The following is a 14,645-nucleotide window of genomic DNA, read 5'->3' on the forward strand; positions in this document are numbered from 1 at the left end:
GTAAATTTCATATCGCTATATTCATCTGGTTTTTAGATCCCACCTTGCTTTAAAACGTTATAAGCGTTTAAATTGCGCTTCAGGTGCTGTCATTACGACTGCATTTGCGCGGTAAATCGAAAAACAATTCTTCGCCGCATCGGTCCGGGAGCTTTTCCCGCTGAAATTGATAAAAAACGCCGCTTTATAATCCTCCGGGAAAGGCAAAAATTTTAATGTTTACAACATCACCATCCACAGGCAGTAAGACTTTATGACCCATCAGTTAAAATCGCGCGATATCATCGCCCTGGGCTTTATGACATTTGCGCTGTTCGTTGGCGCAGGCAATATTATCTTTCCTCCTATGGTCGGTTTGCAGGCGGGTGAACACGTCTGGACAGCCGCTATTGGCTTTCTGATTACCGCCGTAGGGCTACCGGTTCTTACTGTTGTGGCGCTGGCGAAAGTCGGCGGCGGCGTAGACAGCCTCAGTACGCCGATTGGTAAAGTGGCGGGACTCCTGCTGGCGACCGTTTGCTATCTGGCCGTCGGGCCGTTATTTGCGACGCCGCGTACCGCGACGGTGTCGTTTGAGGTCGGTATCGCTCCGTTGACCGGCGATTCTGCAATGCCGTTGCTGATTTACAGCGTGGTCTATTTCGCTATTGTTATTCTGGTTTCCCTCTATCCGGGTAAGCTGCTGGATACGGTAGGGAATTTCCTGGCGCCGTTGAAAATTATTGCGCTGGTCATCCTTTCCGTCGCGGCTATCGTTTGGCCTGCCGGTCCAATCAGCAACGCCCTGGACGCTTATCAGAATGCGGCCTTTTCTAACGGATTTGTGAACGGCTATCTGACGATGGATACGCTGGGCGCGATGGTGTTTGGTATCGTTATTGTGAACGCGGCGCGTTCTCGCGGCGTGACCGAAGCGCGCCTGTTGACGCGTTACACGGTCTGGGCCGGCCTGATGGCGGGCGTGGGGCTGACGCTGCTTTACCTTGCCTTGTTCCGCTTAGGTTCTGACAGCGCGACGCTGGTCGATCAGTCAGCGAACGGCGCGGCGATTCTTCATGCCTACGTTCAGCATACCTTTGGCGGCGCGGGAAGCTTCCTGCTGGCGGCGCTGATCTTTATCGCGTGTCTGGTGACGGCGGTGGGGCTGACCTGCGCCTGCGCTGAGTTTTTCGCGCAGTATATTCCGCTGTCTTACCGCACGCTGGTCTTTATTCTCGGCGGCTTCTCTATGGTGGTGTCAAACCTCGGACTGAGCCATCTGATTCAAATCTCCATTCCGGTGCTGACGGCTATCTATCCGCCGTGTATCGCACTGGTTGTATTAAGTTTTACCCGCTCATGGTGGCATAATTCCACCCGCATCATCGCGCCGGCCATGTTTATCAGTCTGCTTTTTGGTATCCTTGACGGCATCAAAGCATCTGCCTTTGGCGATATGCTGCCAGCCTGGAGTCAGCGTTTGCCGCTGGCGGAACAGGGACTGGCGTGGTTGATGCCAACGGTGGTGATGGTGATCCTGGCGATTATCTGGGATCGCGCGGCGGGTCGGCAGGTGACCTCCAGCGCTCACTAAAATCGCTGACATATGTGTACACCACGGGGCTTAACGCCCCGTGGTTTTTTATTGTGTTGATAGGTCAGAAATTGATGGAAAGCAATAATAAGCTAAAGCGTGGGCTGAGCACCCGGCACATTCGCTTTATGGCATTAGGTTCGGCAATCGGCACCGGCCTGTTTTACGGCTCGGCGGACGCCATCAAAATGGCGGGGCCGAGCGTGCTGTTGGCCTATATTATTGGCGGGGTCGCGGCATATATCATTATGCGCGCATTGGGGGAAATGTCCGTTCACAACCCTGCCGCCAGCTCATTTTCGCGCTATGCGCAGGAAAACCTCGGCCCGCTTGCGGGCTACATTACCGGCTGGACCTACTGTTTTGAGATCCTGATCGTCGCCATTGCCGACGTGACCGCGTTCGGCATTTACATGGGAGTCTGGTTCCCCGCCGTGCCGCACTGGATTTGGGTACTTAGCGTGGTGTTGATCATTTGCGCCATCAACCTGATGAGCGTCAAGGTGTTCGGCGAACTGGAGTTTTGGTTCTCCTTCTTCAAAGTCGCCACCATTATTATCATGATTGTCGCGGGTATCGGCATCATTGTGTGGGGAATTGGCAACGGCGGGCAGCCGACCGGCATTCATAACCTGTGGAGCAACGGCGGCTTCTTCAGCAATGGCTGGCTGGGAATGATCATGTCGCTGCAAATGGTGATGTTCGCTTATGGCGGGATTGAGATTATCGGTATCACCGCCGGGGAAGCGAAAGACCCGGAGAAATCCATTCCGCGCGCCATTAACTCAGTACCGATGCGTATCCTGGTATTTTATGTCGGCACGCTGTTCGTCATTATGTCTATCTATCCGTGGAATCAGGTCGGCACAAACGGCAGCCCATTTGTGCTGACGTTCCAGCATATGGGGATTACCTTTGCCGCCAGCATTCTGAACTTTGTGGTATTGACCGCCTCGCTTTCCGCTATCAACTCCGATGTGTTTGGCGTAGGCCGTATGCTGCATGGTATGGCGGAGCAGGGGAGCGCGCCGAAAATCTTTGCCAAAACGTCACGCCGTGGTATTCCGTGGGTCACTGTACTGGTGATGACGATTGCGCTGCTGTTTGCGGTTTACCTGAACTACATCATGCCGGAAAACGTCTTCCTGGTGATTGCTTCGCTGGCGACGTTTGCGACGGTATGGGTATGGATTATGATCCTGCTGTCGCAAATCGCCTTCCGTCGTCGTTTACCGCCGGAAGAGGTAAAAGCGCTGAAATTTAAGGTGCCGGGCGGTGTCGTAACGACGATAGCGGGTCTGATTTTCCTGGTCTTCATTATTGCGCTTATCGGCTACCATCCGGATACCCGCATCTCACTGTATGTGGGCTTCGCCTGGATAGTTCTGCTGTTGATTGGCTGGATATTTAAACGCCGTCGCGACCGTCAATTGGCGCAGGCGTAGTCGTTTTTCTCTGCCTTATCCGGTCTGCAGGCAACGGTAGACCGGATAAGCGGAGCCGCTTCTCCTCCTGGAGCCTCCTCCCCTAATAAACCCCTGGATGATGAGTTATCCTTTAAATCTCTGTGGCAAGGTGGCCCCATTTTCAGTAGAGGGGATACGAGATGTTGAATGCCTGGCACTTACCGGTTGCCCCATTTGTGAAGCAACATAACGATAAATTAACCATTACGCTGTGGCTGAGCGGAGAAAATCCGCCGTCTCGCGTGACGTTGCGCTCAGAATTCGATAATGAAGAAATCTCACTGGCGATGCGCAAACAGCGCCGCCAGCCGCAGCCGGGCGTGACGGCGTGGCGAGCGACGCTCAATATCGCGTTAGGGCAACCCCGTCGCCGTTACAGCTTTAAATTGCTTTGGCATGACCGCCAGCTTTGGTTTACGCCGCAGGGATTTAGCTGCTTTCCGCCCGCGCGTCTGGAACAATTTGCGGTTGATGTGCCGGATAGCGGCCCGCAGTGGGTCGCCGATCAAATTTTTTATCAGATCTTCCCGGATCGTTTTGCCCGCAGCCAGTCTCGTGAAGCCGGGCAGGATAAGGTGTATTACCACCATGCTGCCGGTCACGACATCGTGCGTAAAGAGTGGGATGAACCGCTCACTCCCCAGGCGGGCGGTTCCACCTTTTACGGCGGCTGTCTGAATGGCATTTGTGAGAAGCTGCCGTATCTGAAAAAACTGGGTGTCACAGCGCTATATCTGAATCCGGTATTTACCGCGCCGAGCGTCCATAAGTACGACACGGAAGATTATCGCCATGTCGATCCGCAATTTGGCGGCGATCGGGCGCTGCTACGCCTGCGGCGTAAAACCCAGGTGCAGGGCATGAGGCTGGTGCTGGATGGCGTGTTTAATCATAGCGGCGACTCGCATGCGTGGTTTGACAGGCATAACCGCAGCACTGGCGGCGCGTGCCATCACCCGGACTCGCCGTGGCGCGACTGGTACTCCTTTTCACCACAAGGCGTGGCGCTGGACTGGCTGGGTTATCCGAGCCTGCCGAAACTCGATTATCAATCAGAAACGCTGGTGGATGAGATCTATCGCGGTGAGGACAGTATCGTTCGTCACTGGCTAAAGGCACCGTGGAATATGGACGGCTGGCGGCTGGATGTCGTACATATGCTGGGCGAGGCGGGCGGGGCGCGTCATAATTTGCAGCACGTCGCCGGTATTACCCGGGTGGCAAAAGAGGCGCAGCCCGAAGCCTATATTGTGGGGGAACATTTCGGCGATGCGCGGCAGTGGCTACAGGCCGATGCGGAAGATGCCGCCATGAATTATCGCGGCTTCACCTTCCCGCTATGGGGATTTCTCGCCAATACTGATATCGCTTACGAACCACAGCATATTGATGCCCGGACCTGTATCGCGTGGATGGATAACTACCGCGCCGGGCTGTCACATCAGCAACAACTGCGCATGTTTAATCAACTCGACAGCCATGATACTGCGCGCTTTAAAACCCTGCTGGGTAAAGACGCGGCGCGCCTGCCGCTGGCGGTGGTCTGGCTGTTTACCTGGCCCGGCGTGCCATGTATTTATTACGGCGATGAAGTCGGCGTGGACGGCGCAAATGACCCCATGTGCCGCAAACCGTTCCCGTGGGATGAACGCAAGCAGGACGGCAACTTGCTGGCGCTGTACCAGCGTATGGCGAAACTGCGTCAGCGCAGTCTGGCGCTGCGTCGTGGCGGATGCCAGGCGCTGTATGCCGAAGGTGACGTAGTGGTATTCTTGCGAGTTTATCAGCAGCAGCGGGCGCTGGTGGCGATTAACCGGGGCGAGGCCTGTGAAGTGGCGCTGGATGCGTTGCCGTTGCTGAACGTGGCCGGATGGCAATGTAAAACGGGAAGCGGTGACATCCGCGAGGGAAGACTTAGTTTACCCGCGATTTCCGCGACCGTATGGATGAATCGTTGAGGCGAGGTGGTTCGTAACACCTCATGCATAAAAAAGGCTCGCGATAGCGAGCCTTTTATCAATGCACTGACTTACAGGCTGGAAATGTTCTCAGCCAGGTATTTAGCCACGCCGTCCGGAGAGGCGTTCATGCCTTCTTTGCCTTTTTCCCACTGCGCCGGGCAGACATCGCCGTGCTCTTCGTGGAACTGCAGCGCGTCGACCATACGCAGCATTTCGTCGATGTTACGACCCAGCGGCAGATCGTTTACGACCTGGTGGCGAACAATACCGTTAGCGTCAATCAGGAAAGAGCCGCGCAGCGCAACGCCTTCGTCCGGATGTTCGATACCGTAAGCTTTCTGAATTTCACGCTTCACGTCGGCGACCATTGCGTATTTCACCGGGCCAATGCCGCCTTTATCGACAGGGGTGTTACGCCATGCGTTGTGAACGAACTCAGAGTCGAAAGAAACGCCGACTACTTCAACGCCGCGCTTCTGGAATTCTTCATAACGTTTATCAAAGGCGATCAGCTCAGACGGGCAAACAAAAGTGAAGTCCATCGGCCAGAAGAACAGAACGGTCGTTTTACCATTGGTGTGCTGTTTGAAGTTGAATTTATCAACAATCTCACCGCTACCCAGTACCGCCGCAGCGGTGAAATCCGGGGCCTGACGAGTAACCAGTACCATAATAATTCTCCTGCAATATTAAGGGTTTTAGAACGCAACGCGGGCAGTATAGGGAGGGCGAAGCGACAAAACAATGCGGTCTTGACAATCAATGAGACAGCTTTTGCCTATCGATCGGGTCATTATAAATCGTAATGATGACCCCTTTATGACAGCGAACGATCTTTCTGCCAACGGCGGATCTGACGCACGCCCTCGCTATCAGGCCGTCACAGCGCTTTGCGGGCGGCCTGTGCCATCATACGCGGATAAAAATGCCAGAAGCGCTCTTCTAACGCGTCGTAGTGCGCGTCCAGATCGTACCAGGAATCACGCAAGGCATCCAGCCGGGGACGGCGATTCGCCATGCCATTCAGCACGTTTTGAATGAAATCCATATCGCGATACCGCTCTAACCATTTTTCTGACCAAAGATAATCATTCAGGTTGACAAAGCGCGGCGGGGAGTCGGGCAGAATCGTCGCGACCTGCGCATGGGCGTAGCCGACAAACGCCTGAAGTGGAAAATCAGGGGAGATTTGCGTCCAGTGGCGCGATAAAAAATGATCCCACATGACGTCCAGCGTAATGGGCGCCACGCGCCGAGTTTCATGGCGGAACCACTCTCGCGCCTCACGAACTTCCGGCAGGTTGTCGGTCATGACGTCAATACGCCGATGCATATAAATACCCTCTACGACGTCAGGAGGATAATGTGTTGCCGGGTTACCGCGGACAAAATCGGCCAGAAGATTACCGGAAAGCGAGCTGTCGGCAAGGTGCGCCAGATGCAGGTGAGCAAGAAAATTCATTATTGATTCTCTGTCCAAAAAGCGGGTAACGGTTGCAGCGGGAACGCCCCGGCACTAGACTACCCGCCTCTTATTTTAGTCTGAGTCAGAGTCATGCGCGTTACCGATTTTTCCTTTGAACTACCCGAATCCCTGATTGCCCACTACCCACAGCCGGAACGCAGTCGCTGCCGTTTGCTGTCATTAGAGGGGCCGACGGGCGCGCTGACGCACGGTACTTTCACCGATCTGCTCGATAAGCTCAACCCTGGCGATTTGCTGGTCTTCAATAATACCCGCGTGATCCCGGCGCGGCTCTTTGGCCGTAAAGCCAGCGGCGGCAAGATAGAAGTGCTGGTCGAACGTATGCTCGATGATAAACGCATCCTGGCGCATATTCGCGCTTCTAAAGCGCCAAAACCGGGTACGGAACTGCTGCTGGGCGACGACGAAAGTATTCACGCGACCATGACCGCGCGTCACGGCGCTCTGTTTGAAGTTGAGTTTAATGACCCGCGTCCGGTGCTGGATATTCTCAACGCCATCGGCCATATGCCGTTACCGCCGTACATCGACCGTCCGGACGAAGACGCCGACCGCGAACTGTACCAGACGGTCTACAGTGAAAAACCGGGCGCCGTCGCCGCGCCGACCGCCGGGCTGCACTTTGATGAGCCGCTGCTGGCGGCGCTTCGTGAGAAAGGTGTCGAAATGGCGTTTGTTACGCTACACGTAGGCGCGGGCACTTTCCAGCCAGTGCGTGTCGATACCATTGAAGATCACATCATGCACTCCGAATATGCTGAGGTGCCGCAAGAGGTGGTCGACGCGGTGCTGGCGGCGAAAGCGCGCGGCAACCGGGTTATCGCCGTCGGCACCACCTCGGTACGCTCGCTGGAAAGCGCGGCGCAGGCGGCAAAAAGCGATTTGATAGAGCCATTCTTCGGCGATACGCAAATCTTTATTTATCCAGGTTATCAATACAAAGTGATTGATGCGCTGATCACCAACTTTCATCTGCCGGAATCGACGTTGATTATGCTGGTTTCCGCATTTGCCGGTTATCAACACACCATGAATGCCTATAAGACTGCGGTAGAACAAAAATATCGCTTTTTTAGCTACGGGGACGCGATGTTTATCACGTACAATCCGCAGGCTATTTCTGAGCGTCCGTAAGAAGGCTATCTCACTTGCCATTTTGACGCCGGGCAGTGCTCGCCATCCTCACGTACTGCGTGTACGCTCCGGTGGTTGTGCGCTGGTCGACCCCAAACTGGCTGCGCCGATGACGCCTTCGGGAATTTATTAGCTATGGAATCATTCCGTAGCGAGTCGTTAAACGTCGGACTGTTTTTCTGACGCAGGAGTGATAATGAAATTTGAGTTAGATACCACCGATGGTCGCGCGCGTCGCGGTCGTCTGGTGTTTGATCGTGGCGTAGTGGAAACGCCAGCCTTTATGCCTGTGGGTACTTACGGTACCGTGAAAGGCATGACGCCGGAAGAAGTGGAAGCGACCGGCGCGCAGATTATTCTCGGCAACACTTTCCACCTGTGGCTGCGCCCGGGTCAGGAAATCATGAAGCTGCATGGCGATCTGCACGATTTTATGCAGTGGAAAGGGCCGATTCTCACCGATTCCGGCGGCTTCCAGGTCTTCAGCCTCGGCGATATTCGTAAGATTACCGAGCAAGGCGTGCACTTCCGTAACCCGATCAACGGCGATCCGATTTTCCTCGATCCGGAAAAGTCGATGGAGATCCAGTACGATCTCGGTTCCGATATCGTGATGATCTTTGATGAATGTACGCCGTACCCGGCAGACTGGGACTATGCTAAACGCTCGATGGAGATGTCGTTGCGTTGGGCGAAGCGTAGCCGCGACCGTTTTGATAGCCTTGGCAATAAGAATGCGCTTTTTGGCATCATTCAGGGCAGCGTTTACGAAGATTTACGCGATATCTCGGTGAAAGGTCTGGTAGAGATTGGCTTTGATGGCTACGCTGTCGGCGGTTTGGCTGTCGGTGAGCCGAAAGCAGATATGCACCGCATTCTGGAGCACGTTTGCCCGCAGATCCCGGCTGACAAACCGCGTTACCTGATGGGCGTGGGTAAACCGGAAGATCTGGTGGAAGGGGTGCGTCGCGGTATTGATATGTTTGACTGTGTCATGCCAACGCGAAATGCCCGCAATGGTCATCTGTTTGTGACCGACGGCGTGGTGAAGATTCGTAATGCAAAGCATAAAAGCGACACCAGCCCGCTTGACGCCGAGTGCGATTGCTACACCTGTCGCAATTATTCACGCGCTTACTTGCATCATCTCGACCGTTGCAACGAAATATTAGGTGCGCGTCTCAATACCATTCATAACTTGCGTTACTACCAGCGTTTGATGGCGGGTTTACGCAAGGCTATTGAAGAGGGTAAATTAGAGAGCTTCGTAACCGAGTTTTACCAACGTCAGGGGCGACCCGTTCCACCTTTGAACGTTGATTAATTTTAATAATGAGGGAATTTGAATGAGCTTTTTTATTTCTGATGCGGTAGCGGCAACAGGTGCTCCGGCGCAGGGCAGCCCGATGTCTCTGATTTTAATGCTGGTGGTGTTTGGTCTGATTTTCTATTTCATGATCCTGCGCCCGCAGCAGAAGCGCACCAAAGAGCACAAAAAGCTGATGGACTCCATTGCGAAAGGTGATGAAGTTCTGACGAATGGCGGTCTGGTCGGTCGAGTGACCAAAGTAGCGGAAGCCGGCTACATTGCCATCGCGCTGAATGACACCACGGAAGTGGTTATCAAACGTGACTTCGTAGCTGCCGTTCTGCCGAAAGGCACCATGAAGGCGCTGTAATATTTCGTTTTCCCAAAGGGAACTGCCGTGTTAAACCGTTATCCTTTGTGGAAGTACATCATGCTGGTCGTCGTGATTATCGTCGGCCTGCTTTACGCACTTCCCAACCTGTATGGTGAGGATCCGGCTGTTCAAATCACTGGCGTGCGCGGCGTCGCCGCCAGTGAGCAAACGCTGATCCAGGTCCAGAAAACGTTACAAGAAGAAAAAATTCCCGCTAAGTCTGTGGCACTGGAAGAGGGCGCTATTCTTGCGCGCTTCGACACCACCGATACCCAGCTACGCGCCCGTGAAGCGCTGATGAGCGTGCTGGGGGATAAATATGTCGTGGCGCTTAACCTTGCGCCGGCTACGCCGCGCTGGTTGGCGGCTATTCACGCCGATCCGATGAAGCTCGGTCTTGATCTGCGCGGCGGCGTTCACTTCCTGATGGAAGTGGATATGGATACCGCGTTAGGTAAACTCCAGGAACAAAATATCGATAGCCTGCGCAGCGATCTGCGTGAAAAAGGCATTCCTTATACCACCGTTCGTAAAGAAAATAATTATGGGTTGAGCATCACGTTCCGTGACAGCAAAGCGCGTGATGAGGCGATCGCCTATCTGACGCCGCGTCATCGTGACCTGGTGATTTCCAGCCAGAGCGGTAATCAACTTCGCGCGGTAATGACCGATGCGCGCCTGAGCGAAGCGCGCGAATACGCCGTTCAGCAGAACATTAATATTCTGCGTAACCGTGTTAACCAACTGGGCGTCGCGGAGCCTGTCGTACAACGCCAGGGCGCAGACCGTATTGTGGTTGAGCTGCCGGGTATCCAGGATACCGCTCGCGCGAAAGAAATTCTCGGCGCGACCGCGACGCTGGAATTCCGTCTGGTGAATACCAACGTTGACCAGGCCGCCGCTGCTGCCGGGCGCGTACCGGGCGATTCCGAAGTGAAACAGACCCGCGAAGGCCAGCCGGTGGTATTGTACAAACGCGTGATCCTCACGGGCGACCATATCACCGACTCGACGTCCAGCCAGGATGAATATAACCAACCGCAGGTTAACATCTCGCTGGATAGCGCAGGCGGCAATATCATGTCTAACTTCACTAAGGACAATATCGGCAAACCGATGGCGACCCTGTTTGTGGAGTATAAAGACAGTGGTAAGAAAGACGCTAACGGTCGCGCCGTACTGGTGAAACAGGAAGAGGTGATTAACATTGCCAACATCCAGTCTCGGCTGGGTAACAGCTTCCGTATTACCGGTATCAGCAACCCGAACGAAGCGCGTCAGCTCTCGTTGTTGCTGCGTGCGGGTGCCCTGATTGCGCCGATTCAGATCGTTGAAGAGCGCACCATTGGCCCGACTCTGGGTATGCAGAACATCAAGCAGGGCCTGGAAGCCTGTCTGGCCGGTCTGGTGGTCTCCATCCTGTTCATGATCTTCTTCTATAAGAAGTTTGGTCTGATTGCGACCAGCGCGTTAGTGGCTAACCTGGTGTTGATTGTCGGTATCATGTCGCTGTTGCCGGGGGCAACGCTCAGTATGCCGGGGATTGCGGGTATCGTGTTAACCCTTGCGGTGGCGGTCGACGCCAACGTTCTGATTAACGAACGTATCAAAGAAGAGTTGAGTAATGGCCGCACGGTACAGCAGGCGATAAACGAAGGCTATGCCGGCGCGTTCAGTTCCATCTTCGATGCGAACATCACGACGCTGATTAAAGTCATCATTCTGTATGCCGTTGGTACCGGGGCAATTAAAGGGTTCGCGATTACGACCGGTATCGGTGTGGCGACGTCGATGTTTACCGCGATTATCGGTACGCGTGCTATCGTAAACCTGCTATATGGCGGCAAGCGCGTCACTAAGCTGTCAATCTGAGGAGTGCGATGTGGCACAGGAATACACTGTTGAACAACTAAACCACGGCCGTAAAGTCTATGACTTTATGCGCTGGGACTTCTGGGCATTCGGCATCTCCGGGCTGTTGCTGATCGCGGCCATTGTCATTATGGGCGTACGCGGGTTTAACTGGGGGCTGGATTTCACCGGTGGTACGGTAATTGAAATCACGCTGGAAAAACCGGCTGAAATGGACGTGATGCGCGAAGCGCTGCAAAAAGCGGGCTATGAAGAGCCGCAGTTGCAGAACTTTGGCAGCAGTCACGACATTATGGTGCGTATGCCGCCAACCGAAGGTGAAACCGGCGGTCAGGTACTGGGTAGCAAAGTGGTGACGATCATTAATGAAGCCACCAACCAGAACGCGGCCGTGAAGCGTATTGAATTCGTGGGGCCAAGCGTGGGCGCCGATCTGGCGCAAACCGGCGCCATGGCGCTGCTGGTGGCGTTGATCTCTATCCTCGTTTATGTCGGTTTCCGCTTTGAGTGGCGACTGGCGGCAGGGGTGGTCATCGCGCTGGCGCACGACGTGATCATTACGCTGGGGATACTGTCGCTTTTCCATATCGAGATTGACCTGACCATTGTGGCATCGTTGATGTCGGTGATCGGTTACTCGCTGAACGACAGTATCGTGGTCTCCGACCGTATTCGTGAAAACTTCCGCAAAATCCGTCGCGGGACGCCTTACGAAATCTTTAACGTGTCGCTGACCCAGACGCTACACCGTACGTTGATTACCTCCGGTACGACGTTAGTGGTAATTCTGATGCTGTACCTCTTCGGCGGTCCGGTACTGGAAGGCTTCTCGCTGACGATGCTGATCGGTGTCTCTATTGGTACGGCATCTTCTATCTATGTCGCATCGGCGCTGGCGCTGAAACTCGGCATGAAGCGCGAGCATATGCTGCAGCAGAAAGTCGAAAAAGAAGGGGCGGATCAGCCGTCCATTCTGCCGTAAACACGTATTTAAGTGTTATCTGAATCCCGGTCATGCGATCGGGATTTTTTTTATGTACCATGACGATAAACATTACTGACAGTATGCTGTCAGGAGCTCTGTCATACACTCCTCATGAATTAACCCACACACGCAGGAGGATGTATGAAAAACTTGATTAACTGGTTTGAAATTCCAGTTACTGATATGGCGCGTGCAATCGCCTTTTATGAGCAAGTGATGCAGATATCGTTACGTCGGGAAACCATGGATGGGGTGGATCTGGCCGTATTCCCGTATGCTGAACCCGGACCCGGCGGAGCGCTGATAAAGCAGGATGATGTCGCTCCAGTTGCGCAGGGAGTCGTTATTTATCTGCATACCGCCGATTTGTTAGCCTCGATTGAACGTGTCGTCCTTGCTGGTGGTAAGTGTGTTCTGGAACCCATGGTTCCCGGAGATGACATTGGAACCATCGCGTTGTTTATTGACAGCGAAGGTAACCGAATAGGTTTACATCAACCTGCGTGATATTTGCTAAATGTAGAGAGTCAATATGACCAGACGCGCTGACCGTTTGTTTCAGATCGTGCAAATTTTGCGGGGTAGACGACTGACGACGGCAGCGCTGTTGGCACAGCGGCTTGCGGTTTCTGAACGGACAATTTATCGCGATATTCGCGATCTGTCGTTATCCGGTGTGCCTGTCGAAGGTGAAGCGGGGAGCGGATACCGTTTAATGGCGGGTTTTGATCTGCCGCCCTTGATGCTTACCCATCGTGAATCGGAAGCACTGATGGTGGCTATACGGTTATTGAAAACCTGGGGCGGCGATTCGCTATCGCGCGAGCTTGAATCCGCCCAGGAAAAAGTGTTGGCTATTTTACCGGAAGAGAGCCGTCGTAAAGCGGAGCAGACACGGATTTACGCTCCGGATTTGGGTACATCTCCACATTCGCGCAGCGCGTTTGATCTTATCCATCAGGCCGTTTCGGCGCAGCAGGTGTTGGCGCTACATTATCGTGATGAAGCGGGGCATCTCTCTTCGCGGGATATACAACCGCTGGGATTGTTTTTCTGGGGAGAGCACTGGCTACTGGTTGCCTGGTGTGAGAGACGGGAAGACTATCGGTGTTTTCGCCTCGATCGCTGTTTACAAATTACTCCGCTTAACCGGCGATTTCGTGAAACAATCGACCGTTCTTTGCGTGATTTTTTGCGAAAAGTCGAGCACGAAAAAATGCCGTAAGATGTGATAGCGATACCTCTAACGCTTGTAAAACGGGTTGATTGGTCATCAGTTTGCCTGAAATAGCCTTGCTTACCTGGATATATAAGTTGCACAGAATCATTGCTAAAAGCCCGGCTTCGCGGGAAACTGCGCATAACCCTTTGTATTATTCAGGTACCTGTTGATTATGGCTATCATCCCCAAAAACTATGCGCGCCTGGAAAGCGGCTATCGTGAAAAAGCGCTGAAGCTGTTTCCGTGGGTGTGCGGACGTTGTTCTCGTGAGTTTGTGTATTCAAATCTGCGTGAGCTGACGGTGCATCATATCGATCATGACCACACCAATAACCCGGAAGACGGCAGCAACTGGGAGCTATTGTGCCTCTACTGCCACGATCATGAGCATTCTAAATATACCGAAGCCGATCAGTACGGTTCGACGGTCATTGCCGGGGAAGATGCGCAAAAAGATGTCGGCGAGGCGACTTATAACCCGTTTGCCGATCTGAAAGCGATGATGAACAAAAAGAAATAAGCAGACTGCTGACAAAGCTGTTGGTGCTGTTGAATGTTAGGTTACGCTTCGCTCCACCCAACGGAATCCGCAATATAAATGAACTATTGGTTTTCGTAGATCGGATGCAATCCGACATTTTTTCAGCCCCGGAGTTTGTCGCCAGACCCAAACGTCCTGTAACGCATACATTGTCACTGGAATCCCGATCGCAAGGTTGGGATTTTTTTGTTTTTAATTCATGCCGATACTGGCGAGCAGAGTAGAATCAGCGGTAAGCCGGGGCAACCCGGTGAGGCGCAATGTTGCGGGGGCTTGATCCCCGGTGGCCTTGTCGCTGGAAAGAGAAAACCCCCGCACATTGTTCGGTATTCACCGGCAACATTACGGGGGCTAACTTGACCCTAGACAAGTTGAGGATAGCCGCGAACCGTTGCCATTGCAACAAAGGCGGCAATATGACGCTCACAGAGTTGAGCATTACTATCTGGCACGATCTGGCGGCACCAACGCTGGTCGGGATTGCGACAGGTCTGTTTTTAGGCTGGTGGCATCGCCGGAAGTAATGTGAAGTGGGCGCGACTCGTCGCCGCATGGCAGCATGCGCCCGAAACGGGCCAGAGGGCGACCTCTGGCCTTTTTTGTCTATGGAAAACCCCCAGCTAGGCTGGGGGTTCCGGAAAGCTTTCAGCTTTAAGCCAGTTATTAAAACCCCTTTTGATTTGTTAAAACATCTTGCGGTCTGGCAACTGCAAAAGTTCAACA

Annotated in this window: 14 protein-coding genes; 12 read left to right on the top strand and 2 right to left on the bottom strand. The window is 53.7% G+C overall.

Going from position 1 to position 14,645, the window contains the following annotated elements; all coding sequences use genetic code 11:
• Positions 1-253: 253 nt before the first annotated feature.
• The 3 genes from brnQ to malZ all read left to right on the top strand — a co-directional run bounded on the left by brnQ (position 254) and on the right by malZ (position 4,997).
• Entirely contained in the window at positions 254-1,573 is a 1,320-nt protein-coding gene (brnQ, locus tag J4650_RS17540; protein ID WP_000149625.1) for a branched-chain amino acid transporter carrier protein BrnQ, read from the top strand.
• Between the two features lie 74 nt (positions 1,574-1,647).
• Positions 1,648-3,018: a proline-specific permease ProY gene (gene proY / locus J4650_RS17545; protein WP_000445556.1), complete on the top strand. Its 1,371-nt coding sequence runs from the start codon at positions 1,648-1,650 to the stop codon at positions 3,016-3,018.
• A 161-nt stretch (positions 3,019-3,179) separates the two neighbouring features.
• A complete protein-coding gene (gene malZ, locus J4650_RS17550; protein WP_023993783.1) occupies positions 3,180-4,997 on the top strand; it encodes a maltodextrin glucosidase in 1,818 nt (605 codons plus the stop codon).
• A 71-nt stretch (positions 4,998-5,068) separates the two neighbouring features.
• On the opposite strand, the gene J4650_RS17555 is transcribed toward malZ, so the two are convergent.
• Together J4650_RS17555 and acpH are read right to left on the bottom strand one after the other, a co-directional pair.
• Entirely contained in the window at positions 5,069-5,671 is a 603-nt protein-coding gene (locus J4650_RS17555; protein WP_000244731.1) for a peroxiredoxin, read from the bottom strand.
• A 209-nt stretch (positions 5,672-5,880) separates the two neighbouring features.
• Positions 5,881-6,462 (bottom strand): ACP phosphodiesterase, encoded by a 582-nt coding sequence (acpH, locus tag J4650_RS17560; RefSeq protein WP_001009858.1) that lies wholly within the window; start codon positions 6,460-6,462, stop codon positions 5,881-5,883.
• A gap of 93 nt (positions 6,463-6,555) precedes the next feature.
• Between acpH and queA the strand changes: the two genes are divergently transcribed.
• The 9 genes from queA (at position 6,556) to J4650_RS17605 (ending at position 14,446) form a co-directional block, all read left to right on the top strand.
• Complete coding sequence (gene queA, locus J4650_RS17565; RefSeq protein WP_001266530.1) at positions 6,556-7,620, top strand: tRNA preQ1(34) S-adenosylmethionine ribosyltransferase-isomerase QueA; 1,065 nt, start codon at positions 6,556-6,558, stop codon at positions 7,618-7,620.
• 196 nt (positions 7,621-7,816) lie between these two features.
• On the top strand, positions 7,817-8,944 hold the full coding sequence (tgt, locus tag J4650_RS17570) for a tRNA guanosine(34) transglycosylase Tgt (protein WP_000667305.1): 1,128 nt from the start codon (positions 7,817-7,819) through the stop codon (positions 8,942-8,944).
• A gap of 22 nt (positions 8,945-8,966) precedes the next feature.
• Positions 8,967-9,299: a preprotein translocase subunit YajC gene (gene yajC / locus J4650_RS17575; protein ID WP_000007628.1), complete on the top strand. Its 333-nt coding sequence runs from the start codon at positions 8,967-8,969 to the stop codon at positions 9,297-9,299.
• A gap of 27 nt (positions 9,300-9,326) precedes the next feature.
• Positions 9,327-11,174: a protein translocase subunit SecD gene (secD, locus tag J4650_RS17580; protein WP_000934811.1), complete on the top strand. Its 1,848-nt coding sequence runs from the start codon at positions 9,327-9,329 to the stop codon at positions 11,172-11,174.
• A 10-nt stretch (positions 11,175-11,184) separates the two neighbouring features.
• Positions 11,185-12,156 (top strand): protein translocase subunit SecF, encoded by a 972-nt coding sequence (secF, locus tag J4650_RS17585; RefSeq protein WP_000046629.1) that lies wholly within the window; start codon positions 11,185-11,187, stop codon positions 12,154-12,156.
• A gap of 144 nt (positions 12,157-12,300) precedes the next feature.
• Complete coding sequence (locus J4650_RS17590; RefSeq protein ID WP_000793038.1) at positions 12,301-12,666, top strand: VOC family protein; 366 nt, start codon at positions 12,301-12,303, stop codon at positions 12,664-12,666.
• Positions 12,667-12,691: 25 nt separating this feature from the next.
• The gene (locus J4650_RS17595) at positions 12,692-13,384 is read left to right on the top strand and encodes a YafY family protein (protein ID WP_000198318.1); all 693 of its coding nucleotides are present in this window, start codon (positions 12,692-12,694) and stop codon (positions 13,382-13,384) included.
• 169 nt (positions 13,385-13,553) lie between these two features.
• Positions 13,554-13,901 carry an HNH nuclease YajD gene (yajD, locus tag J4650_RS17600; RefSeq protein ID WP_000974818.1) on the top strand — a complete coding sequence of 116 codons (348 nt, stop codon included), beginning with the start codon at positions 13,554-13,556 and terminating at the stop codon, positions 13,899-13,901.
• Between the two features lie 437 nt (positions 13,902-14,338).
• Positions 14,339-14,446 (top strand): type I toxin-antitoxin system toxin Ldr family protein, encoded by a 108-nt coding sequence (locus tag J4650_RS17605; protein ID WP_000176312.1) that lies wholly within the window; start codon positions 14,339-14,341, stop codon positions 14,444-14,446.
• Positions 14,447-14,645: the final 199 nt, after the last annotated feature.

The sequence above is a fragment of the Salmonella sp. 32120201201600049SM genome, from assembly GCF_017572835.1.
In the GTDB taxonomy this organism is placed as follows: domain Bacteria; phylum Pseudomonadota; class Gammaproteobacteria; order Enterobacterales; family Enterobacteriaceae; genus Salmonella; species Salmonella enterica.